Raw genomic sequence first — 16,898 nt, 5'->3', positions numbered from 1 at the left:
TGGCGTCTTTCCGGTCAGGCGGTCACGGGCTGCGCTGCGGGGGATTTGTGCATCCGACCGCCCAGCATGATCATCTTTATATTATTGGCGTCCTGCAGGATGCGGACATCCTGGGTCGGGTCACCGTCGATCAATAGCAGGTCGGCCAGATAGCCGGCCTTCACCTGTCCAACTTGCTGTCCCATCAGCTGCCCACCCAACATCGTCGCGGCGCTCAACGCCTCTGCCGGGGTGAAGCCATAAAGGCAAACGAAATGCTCCAGGTCGCGGGCATTGCGACCATGGGGGTTGAAGGGGAAACCATAGTCGCCGCCCGGCAGGATGCGCACGCCGCGCGCCTTGAGCTTGGGGACAAGCGCTTTTTCCAGTTCCAGCCGCTCGGCCGCGCTCGCCTTCATGGAAGACATGTTGACGTGAGGGGGCGGCGATGCTTCCAGTGCGGCAACCGAGACGCCGGGGCCGGGGGCGTAGAAAATCTCGTCCTTCTTCGCCGCCATCGCGTCGATCGCGGCATCGTCGGCGAAGGAGCAATGATAGAGGATGCGCGCACCCGCTTCGAGCGCGAGTTCGATCGCACGGGGCGAATAGGCGTGGGTAGCGATCCACAGGCCCTCTTCCCTGGCCGCTTCGCCCGCCGCCAGCATTTCCTCGTCGGTGTAGAGAATATCCCCTGACGATCCGGGCTTCAGCGCGTCTTCGCCGGAGATCACCAGCTTGAGGGACTTCACCCCTTCCGCCGCGCAATAGGCGACGAAGGCGCGCATGGCGTCGGGACCGCGGCCGTTGAATACGTCGCCGGTTTCAACGCCCTCCTCGCCTTCGGGGCTACGCTCCAGCGTCGAAGGGATAAGGCGTGGTCCGGGGGTTTCGCCTGCTTCGATCGCGCGGGCCAGTTCGGGTTCGATCTGGTCGCCCAGCGCACCGGCCGAATAGAGGCTGGTATAGCCATGGTCGAGGAGCACGCGGGCATTGCGCCAGGCGGCGACCTTCAACTCTTCGGGCGGCAGGATGAACTGGTGGTAGATTTTCTCGACCGAGCTGCCCCAGGTCAGATGGGTGTGGGAATCGATCATGCCGGGCATCAGCGTGCCGCTCTGACCATCGATCACATGGTCCGCTTCGACCGCGGCGATGGCGGCTGCGTCATGCAGGACGGCGGCGATCCTGTCGCCTTCCACGACCACCGCTCCGGCGACCGGGGCGCTGCCCGTCCCGTCGAAAATGGCGATGTTGCGGATGATGTGCCGCACGATGGTCTCTCCCGAAAGCTCTTGTTGGGGCAGCTTATGCGCCGCCAAAGCCCCAAAGAAAAATAATGATTTTTCCGCACATCATAGCTTGGAGCTATGGATTAGCACATCGAGCAGCGCCTCGCCCAGTCGCGACAGCCGCCCGCCCGCCAGCATCCGCACGCCGATGCTGCGCGGAAAAGCGGCCTCCTCGATCGTGATGGCGCGTAGCACGCCGATCGACAGCTCCGCCGACGCCACCTGCATCGGCAATATGGTCACGCGCTGGCTGCCCCGGACCATCGCCTTGGTCGTGAGCAGGGAGTCGCAACGAATGATATCTTGCGGCACCGGAATGTCGGCGGCCATGAACAGCGCGTCGACCTGACGACGGAAGGCGCCGCGCGCTTCGGGCAAGACCCAGCGCATCAGCGCAGTGTCACGCAAGGACAGGCTGGCAGGCAGATGGTCATTCTGCTTACCCACGATCAGGGCGAAGGGATCGCGCGAAAAGGTGCGCTCCTCGATACCCTCCGGCGGTTCGTCTAGGCCAGTGGTGACGAAGGCCAGTTCGATCTCGCCGCGATGGAGCATGGCGGCCAGGTCATGGTCTGGCCGTTCGACCACATGCAGCGCGAAACGGCCGATCTGCGCCTCCAGCCGCCGCACCGCATCGGGGAGCAGGCTTACCAGCGCGCCGGGGGTGCCGCCTATGCGAAGCGGCCCGGTGATGCCCCGGCTGGCGAGTTGCACCTCCGCCTGCACGTCCGCCAGCAGGCTGTCCATCGCTTCGGCGCGGCGCAGCAGCGCCTGCCCTTCGGGCGTGAGCAGGATGCCGCTGCGCGAGCGTTCGAACAGCGAGACGCCCAGCGATTGTTCCAGTTGGGCGATGGCGTTCGATACGGACGGTTGCGAGATGTTAAGCGCCCGCGCGCCGCCGCTTATGCTGTTGGCGCGGCATACCGCCAGGAATGTGCGGATAGCGCGCGGATCGATCATGCGGCGCCTCCGCCGATGATGGCGGCATAGGCGGCGGGATCGACATTGCTGCCGGACAGGACAATGACGGTGGCGCCGTCGCAGGGCGGCGCAAGATCGCTCAGCATCGCCGCCAGTGCGACCGCGCCGCCTGGCTCGACCACTAGCTTAAGCGCGGCAAAGGCGAAGCGCATCGCATCGCGCACCTGATCGTCGCTGACGACAAGGCCGCCCGACAGCAGCGCCTGGTTGATGGGGAAGGTCATCGCGCCGGGACTGGGCGACATCAGCGCGTCGCAAATGCTGCGCGCATCAGGCGCGATGCTTTCGCGGATGCCGCTGGCGAGCGAGCGGGCGGTGTCATCGAAGCCGGCTGGTTCGACGGCGTAGAGGGCGATTGCGGGCGCGCGCGCTTTGACTGCCGTCGCAATGCCCGCCGTGAGGCCGCCGCCACCGCAACAAACGAGGATCTGGCCAGGGGTGACGCCCGCCTCTGCCGCTTGGTCTAGGATTTCAAGACCGGCCGTCCCCTGCCCTGCGATGATGAAAGGATCGTCGAAGGACGGCACCAGCGTCGCCCCGCGATCCTGCGCCAGCGCAGTCGCGATCTCCTCACGGCTCTCAGTGTGCCGGTCATAGGTGACGATCCCCGCCCCCAGCGCACGAGTGTTGGCCAGTTTGATCGCGGGCGCGTCGGCGGGCATCACGATGGTCGCCGGCATGGCGAGCAGTTGCGCCGCTGCAGCCACGCCCTGCGCGTGATTGCCCGACGACCAGGCGACGACGCCCGCCGTCCGCTGCTGCGCATCGAGGCGTGCGAGGCGGTTGTATGCGCCGCGGAACTTGAAAGATCCGGTGCGCTGCACCCCTTCGAACTTGATGAGGACGCGACGGCCGACCCGATCATTCAGCGCGTGATTTTCCAAGAGCGGCGTGCGCACCGCCGCCGGGGCGATGATCCGGGCGGCGTCGATAATGTCGTCGATCGTGATGGCGGGGGGTGGGTTCATGCGCTGCTCCTGCTTTGGCCCATGGCTGTAGCCGCGGGCCGGATCAGGGAGAAGCGCCAACCTTGCGCCTGTGGACTTAAGGCGTCTTGCCATCCTGGGCGAACCAGCTTTCCGGCGCCTTATCGGACCGAGGCCAGATTTCGTCCAGCGTCGCGGGATCGTAAAGGCGGCCATTTTTCATCACCGCGCCGATCTTCATGGCGTTGGCGATGTCGGCCAGCGGATCGGCGTCCAGGATCAAAAGGTCGGCGAACTTGCCCGGTTCCAGGCTGCCGACATCGGCGCTATGGCCGATGACTTCGGCCGATCCGATGGTCGCCGCCTTCAGCGTTTCCATCGGGGTCGCGCCGCCAGCCGCGAAGGCCTGCATTTCCCACTGATAGCCCAGCCCCTGCATTTCGCCATGGCTGCCGATGCCGACCAGACCGCCCGCCCGCTGGATCGCGACCGCATCGGCCGCGATCGACTGCCAGCTTTGCGCTTCGGGCGGCATCCAGTGGCGGTTGCGCAATTTTTCGCTGACGATGCCGGACGGCACGAAATGCGTCCATTTCGCGTCATCCTGCGGCCGTTTGTTGATGATGAAGTCGAACAACGCAGGCGTCGTGCCATAGGCGACCGAGACGGTGGGCGTATAGCTGGTGCGGCTTTGCGCGAAGAGGCGCACGACATCCTCGCGCAGCGGCGACACCGGGATGCTATGTTCATTGCCCGAAAAGCCGTCGATCGCATGGGTCAGGTTCAGCACCATGTCGCTGGCGCCCTCAGTCGTGGGCATCATGCCCAGATCCTTCGCCGCCTCGACCATATATTGGCGCTGGGCGCGGTCGCCGATCATATAGCTTTTGATGTTGCGCGTACGATAATGGTCGCGATAGCGGGTGAGAACGTCGACCGCATCCTGCTTGCTGCGGATTTGCGCATTCACGAACACGCCAGGCCCGGTCGACCAGGCGCGCGGCCCGCGCATCATGCCGGCGTCGATCATGTCCTGATAGGCGAAGACGTCGGGGGTGAAGGGCTGAACATCCAGGCCCGACGTGACGCCGAAGGCGAGGTTCGCGGCGAAGTCCCAATGGCCGCGTTCCTGAATGGCGCGGCGGATTTCGAACCAGTGGGCATGAGTATCGACAAAGCCGGGCACGACATATTTGCCGGTTAGGTCGCGGATGGTTGCGCCTGCGGGGACAGAGAGCGAACCGGACGGGCCAACCGCGACGATGCGGTTATCGGTGACGAGGATGTCCGCGTTGGCGATGGCATCCTGCCCGCCCGCCATCGGCATCACGGTCGCGCCGCGGAGCAGGATGCTGCCATGGGGGACGTCGCGTGGCAGTTCGACCGGCAGCGCAAAACTCTCCGCAGCCGCTTCGCCATTGCCGGCCAGCGCCTGCGCGGTCGGCAGGCGGCGGAAGGTCGAGCCGACCGACCAGGTAAGGGTGGAGCCCTTGTCCGCCCAGTCGGTGAAGTCGGCTCCGATCCGGGTCACTTTGTAGCGCGCGACGCTGGCGGCGTTCAGGTCGATCGTCGGCGGCTCGCTGCCATTGGTTGGGGGCACGTCGATGAGATAGATTTGGGCGAAGTATTTGACGAGCGCATGGCGGCCGTCCGGGCTGAGCCGCACTTCGTCCACCGGCGCGGGGTCGGGGAAATATTGGCCAAGGCCCGGCGCCACGACCCGCAATTCGACCTGCGGATCGCCGCCCGACAACGGCACCGAACTGACGCCTGACCCGCTATAGAAAAGCAGCCGTCCGTCAGCGGCGAAATGCGGCAGGCGCGCGCCCATGGCGTGGGTGACGAGGCGCGCGGGGCCACCCTGCGCCGCCATCGCTACTATGTCGGTGGGGCGGGCCGGGTCGATTTCGGACACGGCGCGTAAGCGGTCATAATGATTGGCGCGCAGGGCGACGACGCCCTTGCCGTCGGGCGTGAAGACAGGCTGGGTGTAGAAAGCCGGGAACCGGGTCAGTTTCCGGGGCGTGCCGCCCCCTGCCGCAACGGTCCAGACATGGCCGCCGTCCTGCGCCGTCCAGGTGACATAGACCAAGGTTTTGCCGTCCGGCGACCAGGCGGGCTGGAACGCGTCCTGTGCGATGATCCGCCTGGGCGTTGCGCCGGGTGCGAGGCTTTGCACATAGAGGCCGCCCAGCGCGGTAAAGGCGACGCTCTTTCCATCGGGCGACTGGCGGGGGGCCTGCACCACGCGAACGCGGACCGGGCCTTCCTCCTCCTTCTGCGCCACGCGGGTCAGCGGGCCGAGGCCGAGTTTCACTGGCGCGGTGAAGGGGATGTCCGTGCGGGCACCGCTGGCGATTTCGAGCCGGGCGAGCTTGCCGCCCACGCTCATCAACAGCGCCTTGTCGCCAGGCATGAAGCTGAATCGCGGCAACAGGTCGGCATAATAGCCCCCATCCTGCCCGTCCCGGTCGATCGGGAAGGCGATCCACTTGTCCTCGCCCGTCTCCAGATCGCGCAGGCGCAGGCCGTCCTTCATCCCGTTCCGGCTGGCATAGGCGAGCAGCCGGCCGTCATGCGACAGCGCCGGGCGCATCGCGCCGCCGGCCGACTGGATGATGGTTTCTTCTACGCCGGTCTTGAGGTCGCGGCGTGCGATCGACCAGTTGGGCAAGTCGTTTTCGGTCCAGGTATGGCCGCGTTTGGTCGCGTAATAGAGGGTGCGGCCGTCCGGCGCGTGAACCGCGCCCATCGCGTTCAGCCTCCCATCCCAATTGTCGGGCGATCCGGCCTTGGTGATCTGGATGCCGGTGCCGCCGTCCTTGTCATATAGGAAGAGTTCGAAGGCGAGGATCGAATGAACGGTGCGCGACACGGTGACGAAGCGGCCGTCCGGCGACCAGGCGGGCGAGGTGTAGATGGCAACGCTGCTGTCGTGCGAGAGTTGCTTGAGGCCAGTGCCGTCGGCGTTGGCGATCCACAGGTTCGTGACGCCCGACCGGTCGGAGGTGAAGGCAAACTGCTTGCCGTCGGGCGAGAAGACCGGGTTGCGCTCGAACGCCATGCCGCTGAGCACCGGCCGCGCCGTGCCGCCGGCGGCGTCCAGCGCATAGATGTCGCCGAGCAGGTCGAATAGGATCGTCTTGCCGTCCGGCGCCATGTCCGGCTGCATCCAGGTGCCTTCCTGCGCGTCATAGCTGAGCGTGCGGGTCGGCTGGAGACTGAGGCCGTCCTTGTCCTGCGCGTGAAGGGCGGGCGCAGCCAGAATGGCGGCGCCAAGCAGGAGGGAAGCGGCAAAACGCATGGCGGCCTTTCTGGCAGGTATGGGATGCAAAGAAAATGGGGCCGCCTGCCCTGTGGCAAGCGGCCCCATCGAACGGCTTAGAGGCTCCAGTCGGCGCGGATGCCGATGGTGCGGGGACGGATGATCGACCCCTGCGGCGTAAAGGCGTCGTTGGCGAAGGGCGCATTCAGCACGCCATATTTGTCGAACAGATTGTTCACGAACGCCATCAAGCGGACCTTTTCACCCCGACCCACCGAAGCCCGCAGGTCGAAGACGTTAAAGTCGCCGCGGCGCGACACATCGTCGAAGCTGGTCGGCGCCGACGACAAATAGCGATGCGCGATGTCAAAGGTCGGCGCGCCGGATAGGTCCGCGAAGGTCAAGGTCAGATTGTTGGCCACCGACCATTTGGACGAACCGGGCAGCGTCGTCCCCCTGGGATAACCACCCAGCCCTGCCGCATCAAAGGGGTAAGGCAGGAATTCGGTGATCTTGGCGTCCTGATAGGTCACGTTGGTGGTGAAGCGCACCATGCGGTTCAGGTTGACCGTGCCGGAAAATTCAACGCCCTTGATCCGTGCGCCGCCGGCGTTGACGACATAGGAGAAGTAGGACGGCGCCGGGCCGAAGAGGCGGGCCTGGATATTGTCCCAGTCGATCTGGAAACCGGTGAGGTCGATGGCGAAGCGGCCGTCGGGCGTCTGCGCCTTGATGCCTGCTTCGTAATTCTTGACCGTGTCGCTTTCATAGGAGGCGGGGATGGTCGGCAGCAGGCCGGCATTGGGGTTGATGCCGCCGACGCGGAAGCCTTCCGAATAAGTCGCATAGGCCATCACGTCCTTGGTCGGGCGGAAGGCGACCGTCACCTTGGGGGTGAAGCCGTCTTCCTTCTGGTTGACGCTGCCGCTGCTGTCGGTCGGCGTATAGCCGCCGGGATAGCCGCCCAGCGCGCCGGCCTGGTTCAGCACGTCGGCCTTGGCGGTGGTGTCGAAATAGCGGCCGCCCACGGTGATCTCGAACTGTTCGATCGGCTTGAACGACAGCTCACCGAACACGCCGAAATCCTCGTTCGTGCTGTTGGTATAATAGCCGTAGAGGCGATCGCCCGGCGTCAGCTGCGCGCCGCTAAAGCCGCCGAACAAGCCGGGATTGGCGTCGATGAAATCCGCCGCGCCCGCCTGGATGATCTGGTCGTAGCTGGTCTTCTTGGCCTGCATGTAGCTGACGCCGACCAGCCATTTGAACGGCCCTTCGCCGGCCGAAGCCAAGCGCGCCTCCACCGTCTTGATAAGCGCGTCGGCATCGCCCAGCGAATAGGCCGCGCCGTCGCCGGTCGTGACGCCGGTCACATAGGGAGAGGGATAGGAAAAGACGGTGGTATTGTTCTTCTTGGTGACCGACCCCAGCACCGTAAGGTTGGCGATGTCGCCGACTTCCTGATCGAGGCGCAGGCTGCTCATCCAGAAATCGGTTTCCTGCGTTTCGGCGCGCGGCAGGTTGCGGACATAGGGGTTGGGCAGATCGAGATAGGTCTGGTCGTCGAGTTTGCTGTCCTGATAGTTGGACAGGAAGGTGACCTTGGTCGTCTCACCCAGATGCGCGACGATCGATCCGCGAAGACCCCGGCTGCGGAAATCGTTGGAACCGTTCACGCCGATGCCCGGATTGTCGAGATAGCCGGCGTCCGACCGCTGGAACGCGACCAGGCGCAGGGCGAGTTGATCCTGCACCAATGGAATGTTGATCATCGCCTTGGCCGCATAGTTGAGTTCGCCGCTGGCGTTCTTCGTCGTACCGATCAGGCCGGACGCGGCGGCATCGATCTTGCTGGCGTCGGCGACATTGGCAACATAATTGACCAGGCCGCCCAACGTGGACGAACCGAACAGCGTGCCCTGGGGACCGCGCAGCACTTCGACGCGCTGCAGGTCGAACGTGTCGATGTCGGGGATGCCGATCGGGAAGCCCGGCTCCACGATGGGGACTTCGTTGAGATAATAGCCGACCGTGGTCTGGCCCTGCTCATGATAGGTGGTGGCCGCGACGCCGCGGATGACGACTTCGGAAATGCCGGGCTGATAGTCGTTGAAGACGACGCCGGGCAGGCGCGTGATATAGTCCGACAGGCTGTTGGCGTTCATCGCCTTGAGCTGTTCGCCGGTTACCGCGCTGATCGGCATCGCGACCTGACGGATATCCTCGTCACGCTTCCCAGCCGTTACGATGATGGCGTCGCTGTCCTCGGCGGGCGCCTGCGCCAGGACGGGCGTGGCGAACAGGGTCGCGGCCGCCAATGCGGCGAAGCTTACCGACTTTATGGGCATAATCGTCTTCATGTCTTGTCCCCTAATGCTGGGACAGGCCGCCGTGTTCGGTCGCCCCGTCCCGTGATGAAATCGCGTCAGGCGCTGAACCGCTCAGTGCCGTTCACGATGGTCTTGAGTATCTTCGTCGCGCCGACCCTGGCCGGGTCGATGGCGAACGGGTCGGCGTCCATGACCACGAAGTCGGCCAGCATCCCCGGCGCGATCCGACCGAGGCGATCGTCCTGAAACCCGGCAAAGGCGTTGGTCGCGGTATAGGCGTGGAGCGCCTGGGCCATTGTCAGCTTTTGCTCCGGCAGCCAGCCGCCCGGATTGGCGCCGTCGATGGTCTGGCGCAGCACGGCGGCGGCTACCCCGGTCAGCGGATCGAGCGGGGCGACTGGCCAGTCGGAACCGAACGCGACCTTCGCGCCCGCATCCAGCAGCGACTTGAACGCATAAGTGCCCTTCAAGCGCTCCGCGCCGACGCGCTGGATCGCCCAGCGCCCGTCGTCGATGGCATGATAGGGCTGCATCGAGGCGATAACCTGCTGCTTTGCGAAGCGCAGGATCGCGGCGGGCGAAAGATGCTGGGCATGTTCGATGCGGAAACGGCGGTCGCGTGGGCCGTTTTTGGCAGTGGCGGCGGCGAAGATGTCGAGCGCCTCGTCATTCGCCCGGTCGCCGATGGCGTGGATGGTGATCTGGAAACCGGCGGCGTCGGCGTCATTGGTCCATTGCTGAACGTCGGCCAACTTGTGCAGCGGCATCCCGCTATTGCCCGGCGCGTCGTCATAGGGCTGGTAGAACATCGCGGTGCGTGATCCGAGCGAGCCGTCATATTGCAGCTTCAGCCCGCCCCAGCGCAGCCAATCATCGCCGCGCCCTTCGGCATCGACCAGCGCCTTGACCTTCGCCCAATCCTGCAACGGCAGGAAGGAATAGAAGCGCATGTCCGTCTCCCCCTTCGCCCGCAGGCGGCGCAGGGCGTCATGAGTCATCCAGTCCAGTTCGGTGGTATGCACCTGGGTCACGCCCTTCGACAGGCCGTGGGCGATGCCCTTGCGCACGGATGCTTCCCGGTCCGCGTCGGTGGGCGCGGGAATGGCGCGCTTGGCCAGGTCCATCGCCGCGTCTTTCAGGATGCCGGTGGGATTGCCGTCCTTGTCTCGCACAATGACGCCGCCGGGCACATCGGCCGTGTTGCGGTCGATCCCGGCGGCCTTCAGCGCGGCGCTGTTGAGGGCGAGCATGTGGAGATCGAGCCGCTGCACCGCGACCGGGGTGTCGGGCGTCACCGGGTCCATCCAACTGCGGTCCGGGAGTTCGCCGCCCCATAATTCCGCGTCCCAGCTGCCGCCCTGCACCCATTGGCCGGGCTTGAGGCTGCGGGCCGCTTCGCCGACGATCTGGGCGAACGCCTGCGGGCTTTTCGCCTCGCGCAGATTAGGTTGGGTGAGGAGGTCGGAGCCGATCAAGAAATGGGTATGGCAGTCGATGAAGCCGGGCATCACGAAGGCCCCGGCCAGATCGACGACGCGGGTGGCCTTGGTGACGTGCGCCTTGACCGCCGCGCTGCCCAGTGCCGCGATCCGGCCGCCGGCGAGGCCAATGGCGGACAGGGCTGGTGCGCCCTGCCCGGTCCAGACCATGGCGTTGACATAGGCGGTGTCGAGCGCCTGCCCCTTCGCCCAGCCGCGTGCCGACATCAGCGCCAGCGCGACGCCGCCCGCGCCCCCGGCCAGCAGATTGCGACGGCTGATGCTCATGCCTGTATCTCCTCTTCAAGCCGCTCCGCATTATAGAGCCGCATCCAATCGCGCAGCGGGCCGCGGGCCATGTTGCCCACGATCTGGTTGATGCTCGCCTGCGATTCGTCGCGGCCTAGCTTGAAGCGGCCGTCGATCGTGCGGACATGGGCGCGGAAGGCGATGATGTGGGGCAGCATGGCGGGCAAGCGCGCTTCGGCGTCGCTCACCTTCCATGGCGCGGCGCGGCCCTGCTCCATGCGGTCGGTCAGCCGCTCGATCGATTCGCGCGTTTCTTCAGGCACGAATGCGACATCGACATGGACAGTTGCAGCGGCATAATTCCAGGTCGGCACCCAGGTCGGATTATCGAGCAATTCCGGTGAGATATAGGCCTGCGGGCCGTTGACCAGAACCAAGGCCGCGGGTTGCGCGCGCAGTAGGGCGACCTGTGGGTTGGCGATCGCCATATGGCCGAACAAAGCGACCAGCGATCCATCCGCATCGCATTCCGCCAGCAGCGGCAGCGGGCTGGCCCCGAAGCCGGCCGCGCCTGCCGACACCAGCCAGCACAGCGGGTTCTGGTCGATCAGGGTGACGACATCGTCGGGGCTGCGTGGCGGATATTTCATGACGGTGACAATGAGTCGCAATGGACCAGCCAGAAACATCCAATTCCACAAAGTGGAGGGGTCCAAGACGATTTTTAGTCGCGCGTGCAATCCTGCAACGCCTGGAGCACGGCGCGGGCCTCGATTTCGTCCAGGCTGGCGAAGCCCAGACGCAGGCCGCGTTCGGCACTGTCGTCGGCGGCATAGCTGTGCGAGGACGCGAAGCTGAGGCCCAGATCAGGCGCGCGGGCCTCGATCCGGTCGAGCGCGGCGAGATCGCGGAAACGCAGCCAGAAGGCGAGGCCGCCGTCGGGGATGCGATAATCGATCAGGTCGCCCAGCGTCGCGTCCAGGCTGCGGGCGAAAGCATCGCGCCGGGCAGAGTAAATCTGCGCGGTCTTGCGGATGTGGCGGCGCACCTCCCCGCTTTGCAGCAGGTGGGCGGCGACCAGTTCGGTGATGCTGTTGCCCATGCCGTCGATCAGCGAAATCTGATAGGCGAGCGCGTCGATCACCTGCGGCGCGGCGGCGATGTAACCGATGCGCAGGGCCGGCACGAGCAGCTTCGACATCGACCCGGCATAGATGACCCGCGCATGCGCATAGCTGGCCATGGGCAGCAATGGTTGCGCGCCGAAATGAAATTCATGGTCGTAATCATCCTCGATCACTGCAAACCCAAATTGCCGGGCCAGTTCGAGCAGGCGCAGCCGTCGATCCGGTCGCATCGATACAGTGGTCGGGAATTGATGGTGCGGCGTGACGAAGATCGCGCGCACGCGATGCTTGCGGCAGGCGCGCTCGACATCGGCGACATCCACGCCATCTTCGTCCAGCCCGACGGTCACGATCTTCGCCCCGCAGGCGCGGAAGGCGGCAACCGCGGGTTCGTAGGTCAATCGCTCGACCAGCACCGCGTCGCCCGGCCGGATCAGGATGCGCGCGGTCAGGAACACGCCCATCTGGCTGCCGCGGGTGATGCAGATATGGTCGGCGCTGACCATCAGGCCGCGTTGACGCCGCAGCATGTCGGCGATTTCCCGGCGTAGCGGGAGCCCCCCGCGCGGATCGCGATAGGACAGGCTGTTGGTGCGCGCGGCGTCCTCCGCCGCCTTGCGATAGGCGCGGGGCAACAGGTCGGCGGGGAGCAGGCGGCCGTCCGGCACGCCTTCGTCCAGCTTGCGCCAATGGCCCACGGGAATAGCGATCGGGCGGCCGAGCGCGGCCAGGAAAGGATATTCGGTTTCGTCCGCCGCGATCGCCGGGGCCGGGGGCAGATGCGCGGCGGTCGCCGATTCGCTGCGCGGCAGCGAGGTCGATACCCGCGTGCCCCGCGTGCCGGCGCTGGCCAGCCAGCCCTGGGCGATCAATTCCTCATAGGCGGTGACGATGGTCTTGCGATTGACATCCAGCGCGTCGGCCAGTTCGCGGCTGCTGGGCAGATAGTCCCCCGGCAGCAGGCGTCCACGCTCGATCTCATGGATCAGGCCATGGGCGATCTGCATGTAGCGCGGATTGTCCGGCGCGATTTCGACGCGTTCCTTCAGCAGAAGGGTCCAAGGGCGCAACATCGGCCGTATCATGACGGGGCCGGCGGCAAAAATCCACCATGTTGCTTGAAACTCTATGGAAACTGGCTGGGGCGGCAGGATTCGAACCTGCGAATGGCGGCATCAAAAGCCGCTGCCTTACCACTTGGCGACGCCCCAGCAGGGCCGATCATATCGGCGCGGACCGCCATATAACGTGTCATCGGCGAAAGGAAAGCCTAGTCATGCGCATTTCGTGACGCCACTATGCGCTTTGTCTCTTTGCCGGATCACACCCTTTCATGTCGGTTTCCAGTTCCCCCGCCTCGCCCGCGCCTATCTCCCCCGCCTCCCCCCTCTTCCTGCGCGAGGACGAGATCAGGCGCGGTATCGAGATGCTCTATTTCGGCTATTCCGCGCTCACGCGATCGATCGACGAAAGCCTGTCGGCGCAGGGGCTTGGCCGGGCGCATCATCGCGCGCTCTACTTCATTTCGCGTCAGCCCGACCTGACGGTCAAGGATTTGCTGCGGCTGTTGGCGATCACCAAGCAATCGTTGGGCCGGGTTCTGAGCGACCTGGTGGAGCGTGGCTATATCGAGACGCGGGCGGGCGCGAGCGATCGCCGGCAGAAGCTGCTGCGGCTCAGCCCGGCGGGCAAGGCGCTGGAGGCGGAACTGTTCCGCGCGCTGCGCGAAAAGATGGCGACCGCCTATGCCCAGGCCGGACAGGGATCGGTCACCGGATTCTGGCGCGTGCTGGAGGGGCTGATCCCCGAAGCCGACCGGTCGATGGTGTTCGGCCTGCGCGGGGGATAGTTTCGGCCGGCGAAACCTTCTGCCGCTTCCTGCGCTTATCTCGCTCCATTCACTGGCAAGAGGAGCCACAATGCGCACGTCCCTTATCGCTGCAGCAGCGCTGCTGACCATCACCGGCCTGTCCGCCTGCTCGGAAAAGGCGCAGGACAATGTCGAGAATGCCGGATCGGCGATCGGCGATGATGTCAGCAATGCCGTAGATCGCGCCGGCGCGAAGATCGACAATGGCCTGGACGATGCCGGCCGCGCGATCGACAATGGCACGGCCAAGATCGGGGCCGCGACGGACGAGGCCGCGGCCGACGCCAAGCGCGAAGCGGGCGAAGCGAAGCGCGATGTCGGCGCATCGCTGGAGAGGACGGGCAGCGACCTGCGCAACGAGTAAGGCGAGTCTGGGGGTCTTGACCTCCACACGCTACGTCACGAACGAACCGCGCCGATCCTGATGTGAGAAACGACGGAGGTCGGCGCGGCTTGACTGCGCAATGTGGCACTCATAGCGCCGTGCGCGCTGTGCTGAACAATGTCCCCTCCCATACGGCCGCCCCAAGTAGCCTGATGATCGGTCGCCCCGAACTCGCGCTGATCGGGGTGACGATCCTGTGGGGCGGCACCTTCCTGATCGTGCATCAGGCTATGCGCGAAACCGGGCCGCTCTTCTTCGTCGGGCTGCGCTTTGCGACCGCCGCGCTGCTGACGCTGCCGCTTGCGCTACCGGTGTTGCGTGGGTTGACCCGGCGCGAACTGGTGGCGGGGCTGGTGATCGGCTTGGGGATTTTCGTGGGCTATTCGCTCCAGACCTGGGGTTTGCAGACGATCAGCAGCAGCACGTCGGCGTTCATCACCGCCGCTTATGTGCCGCTGGTGCCGATATTGCAGTGGGTGATCCTGCGGCGGCGGCCAAGGCTGGCGAGTTGGGCCGGGGTCGCGCTGGCCTTTATCGGGCTTCTGCTGATCGCCGCGCCCAAGGATGGGCTGGCGCTGGGGACCGGCGAGGTGCTGACCTTGCTCAGCACGGTAGCGATCGCGCTTGAGATCATCTTCATCAGCCTGTGGGCGGGCCAAGTGAACGTCGCGCGGGTGACAGTGGTGCAGTTGGCGGTGACCGCCCTGCTCGCTTTCGCCTGCATGGGACCGGCGGGCGAGAGCGTGCCGCCCTTTTCCTGGTGGGTCGTGCTGAGCGCTTGCGGCCTGGGCGCGATGACGGCGTTGATCCAGTTGGTTATGAACTGGGCGCAGCGCACCGTTTCACCGACGCGGGCGACATTGATCTATGCTGGCGAGCCGGTCTGGGCAGGGATGATCGGCCGGATCGCGGGCGAGCGGCTGCCGCCGACGGCGCTGGTCGGCGGCCTGCTGATCGTGGCGGCGGTGGTGGTGAGCGAGATCAATTTTGGTCGGAAGACGGCGCGGCTGGAGCCGAGCGAAGGCGGGCTGCCTTAGCTATCGTCCGTTCGCTTCGAGCGCCGTCGTGAAGCGTTAGGGATGCGCAACGAACGGAGCCATTTTCGCTAGTCCCGCCGGAACACAGGGGCGCGTTTTTCGAAGAAGGCGGCGAAGGCTTCCTGGGCTTCGGGCGAGGTCAGGGTTTCGCGGAACAACTGCGCTTCCTCCTCGATCCGCGCGGCGAGCGCAGCGCGATCGCCCTTCATCAGCCGACGGGTGGCTGCCAGCGCCTGGGGCGGCTTGGCCATCAGCGCCGCCGCCTTGGCGCGGGCATGGTCGAGCAGGACGTCGGCGGGGACGATCGCGGTGATGAGGCCGGCGCGGTCGGCGCCGTCTGCGTCCATCGGTTCGCCCAGCAGCAGCATCGCCGCCGCCTTGGCATGGCCCATCATCGCAGGCGCGAGCAGGCTGGAGCCGGCTTCGGGCACGATGCCCAGATTGACGAAGGGCATGACGAAGCGGGCGTCGGGCGCGGCATAGACGAGGTCGCAGTGGAAAAGCATCGTCGTGCCGACGCCCACGGCCAGCCCCTGCACCGCGGCGACCAGCGGTTTGTCGAAGGCGGCGATGGCGCGAATGAAGTCGAAGGCGGCGGCGCCGCCCTCCGGCCCGGCGGTGAAGTCCTTCAGGTCGTTGCCCGCGCAGAAGGCGTCGCCCCGGCCCACGATCAGCACAGCGCCAATATCCGCGCGCGCCGATGCGTCCGCCAGCGCGGCGGTCATGGCGCGATACATGGTCGCGGTCAGCGCATTTTTCTTGTCCGGGCGGTCGATCTGAATTTCGATCACGCCTGCCTTGTCCACGATCTTGACGTCGTCGGTCATGGTGGGCTTCTCCTTGTGCTAGCCTAACTCGTCCTGGCCCAAGGCGAAGTTGTTGGCGCAATCCATGGCCGACGTCTATCCCCCTGCCGATCCTATCGCCAGACCGAAGTTGCTGATGACCCGACTGCGCCAAGCCCTGGACCCGTTTCTGCTGTTGCTGCTGACGACCGTCGCCCTAGCGTCCCTATTGCCGGCGCGGGGGGATGGCGCGCGCATCGCGGGGATCGTCGCGGACGCGGGGATCGTGCTGCTTTTTTTCCTGCATGGCGCCAAATTATCGCGCGAGGCGATCTGGAGCGGGGCGAAGGCGTGGAAATTACACCTGGCGACGCTGGGGACGACCTTTGTCGTCTTTCCGTTGCTGGGGCTGTTGATCGGGCGATTCGGTTTCGTGCCGCAGGATATGCGGGCGGGGCTGCTGTTCCTGGCGCTGCTGCCATCGACGGTGCAATCGTCGATCGCCTTCACCGCGATCGCGCGGGGCAATGTGGCGGCGGCGGTAGTCAGCGCCTCCTTCTCCAACCTGCTGGGCATATTCCTGACGCCATTGCTGGTCGCGCTGCTGATGCAACGGGGCGGTAGCGGGAGCCTCATTTCCCTGTCCTCGATCGAGGGGATCGTGCTGCAACTGCTGCTGCCCTTCATCGTGGGGCATCTGCTGCGGCCGTGGATCGGCGGCTTCGTGACGCGGCACAAGGCGATGCTGGGGCGGGTCGATCGCGGATCGATATTGCTGGTGGTCTATGCCGCCTTTTCCGCCGCCGTGGTCGAAGGGCTGTGGTCCAGGGTGTCGAGCCAAGAACTGCTGATACTGGCGGGGCTGTGCGTTGCGATGCTGATCGTCGTACTGCTGTTCACGTTCGCGCTGGGGCGGATGCTCGGCCTGTCGCGGGAAGATGCGATCGTGCTGCAATTTTGCGGATCGAAGAAGAGCCTGGCGTCGGGCGTGCCGATCGCGGGCGTGTTGTTCCCGGCGGCGGCGGTCGGGCCGATCCTGCTGCCGATCATGATCTTCCACCAGATCCAGCTCATGGCCTGCGCCATGCTGGCGCGGCGCTACGGGGCGCAGGCGGATGCCAAAAGAGACGACGAACTGGACAGTTGAATCGATTTGGTGAATCGATTTGCGATGGTGTTCGGCCGCATTCCATTATACAA

General features: G+C 65.5%; 13 protein-coding genes and 1 tRNA gene. 4 read left to right on the top strand and 10 right to left on the bottom strand.

Annotated features, from left to right (window positions below; genetic code table 11):
* Nucleotides 1–14: 14 nt before the first annotated feature.
* The 9 genes from CEQ44_RS10315 to CEQ44_RS10275 form a co-directional block, all read right to left on the bottom strand.
* Nucleotides 15–1,250 (bottom strand): amidohydrolase family protein, encoded by a 1,236-nt coding sequence (locus CEQ44_RS10315; RefSeq protein ID WP_088183780.1) that lies wholly within the window; start codon nt 1,248–1,250, stop codon nt 15–17.
* Nucleotides 1,251–1,331: 81 nt separating this feature from the next.
* Complete coding sequence (locus CEQ44_RS10310; protein WP_088183718.1) at nt 1,332–2,228, bottom strand: LysR family transcriptional regulator; 897 nt, start codon at nt 2,226–2,228, stop codon at nt 1,332–1,334.
* On the bottom strand, nt 2,225–3,217 hold the full coding sequence (locus tag CEQ44_RS10305) for a threonine/serine dehydratase (RefSeq protein ID WP_088183716.1): 993 nt from the start codon (nt 3,215–3,217) through the stop codon (nt 2,225–2,227). The genes CEQ44_RS10310 and CEQ44_RS10305 overlap by 4 nt, the downstream gene beginning before the upstream one ends.
* A gap of 76 nt (nt 3,218–3,293) precedes the next feature.
* Nucleotides 3,294–6,479, bottom strand: a complete 3,186-nt coding sequence (locus CEQ44_RS10300) for an amidohydrolase family protein (RefSeq protein ID WP_088183714.1) — start codon at nt 6,477–6,479, stop codon at nt 3,294–3,296.
* A 77-nt stretch (nt 6,480–6,556) separates the two neighbouring features.
* Entirely contained in the window at nt 6,557–8,797 is a 2,241-nt protein-coding gene (locus CEQ44_RS10295; RefSeq protein ID WP_088183712.1) for a TonB-dependent receptor, read from the bottom strand.
* Nucleotides 8,798–8,862: 65 nt separating this feature from the next.
* The gene (locus tag CEQ44_RS10290) at nt 8,863–10,533 is read right to left on the bottom strand and encodes an amidohydrolase (protein ID WP_088183710.1); all 1,671 of its coding nucleotides are present in this window, start codon (nt 10,531–10,533) and stop codon (nt 8,863–8,865) included.
* Entirely contained in the window at nt 10,530–11,144 is a 615-nt protein-coding gene (locus CEQ44_RS10285; RefSeq protein WP_088183709.1) for an FMN-binding negative transcriptional regulator, read from the bottom strand. The genes CEQ44_RS10290 and CEQ44_RS10285 overlap by 4 nt, the downstream gene beginning before the upstream one ends.
* Nucleotides 11,145–11,218: 74 nt before the next feature.
* The gene (locus tag CEQ44_RS10280) at nt 11,219–12,694 is read right to left on the bottom strand and encodes a PLP-dependent aminotransferase family protein (RefSeq protein WP_088183707.1); all 1,476 of its coding nucleotides are present in this window, start codon (nt 12,692–12,694) and stop codon (nt 11,219–11,221) included.
* A 63-nt stretch (nt 12,695–12,757) separates the two neighbouring features.
* A tRNA-Gln gene (locus tag CEQ44_RS10275) sits at nt 12,758–12,832 on the bottom strand.
* A 122-nt stretch (nt 12,833–12,954) separates the two neighbouring features.
* Here CEQ44_RS10275 and CEQ44_RS10270 point away from each other — a divergent pair.
* The 3 genes from CEQ44_RS10270 (at nt 12,955) to CEQ44_RS10260 (ending at nt 14,913) form a co-directional block, all read left to right on the top strand.
* Entirely contained in the window at nt 12,955–13,470 is a 516-nt protein-coding gene (locus CEQ44_RS10270) for a MarR family winged helix-turn-helix transcriptional regulator (protein ID WP_088183706.1), read from the top strand.
* 70 nt (nt 13,471–13,540) lie between these two features.
* Entirely contained in the window at nt 13,541–13,855 is a 315-nt protein-coding gene (locus CEQ44_RS10265; RefSeq protein WP_088183704.1) for a hypothetical protein, read from the top strand.
* A 173-nt stretch (nt 13,856–14,028) separates the two neighbouring features.
* Nucleotides 14,029–14,913, top strand: coding sequence for a DMT family transporter (locus tag CEQ44_RS10260; protein WP_088183703.1), 885 nt, complete (start codon nt 14,029–14,031; stop codon nt 14,911–14,913).
* A gap of 68 nt (nt 14,914–14,981) precedes the next feature.
* Here CEQ44_RS10260 and CEQ44_RS10255 read toward each other — a convergent pair whose 3' ends face one another.
* Nucleotides 14,982–15,740 carry an enoyl-CoA hydratase gene (locus CEQ44_RS10255; RefSeq protein WP_088183701.1) on the bottom strand — a complete coding sequence of 253 codons (759 nt, stop codon included), beginning with the start codon at nt 15,738–15,740 and terminating at the stop codon, nt 14,982–14,984.
* Between the two features lie 115 nt (nt 15,741–15,855).
* On the opposite strand from CEQ44_RS10255, the gene CEQ44_RS10250 reads away from it, so the two are divergent.
* Nucleotides 15,856–16,845: a bile acid:sodium symporter family protein gene (locus CEQ44_RS10250; RefSeq protein WP_088183778.1), complete on the top strand. Its 990-nt coding sequence runs from the start codon at nt 15,856–15,858 to the stop codon at nt 16,843–16,845.
* The last annotated feature ends 53 nt before the right edge of the window (nt 16,846–16,898 follow it).

It is taken from the genome of Sphingobium sp. Z007, from assembly GCF_900013425.1.
Lineage (GTDB): Bacteria > Pseudomonadota > Alphaproteobacteria > Sphingomonadales > Sphingomonadaceae > Sphingobium.
This window is presented reverse-complemented; position numbering and strand designations above follow the sequence as displayed.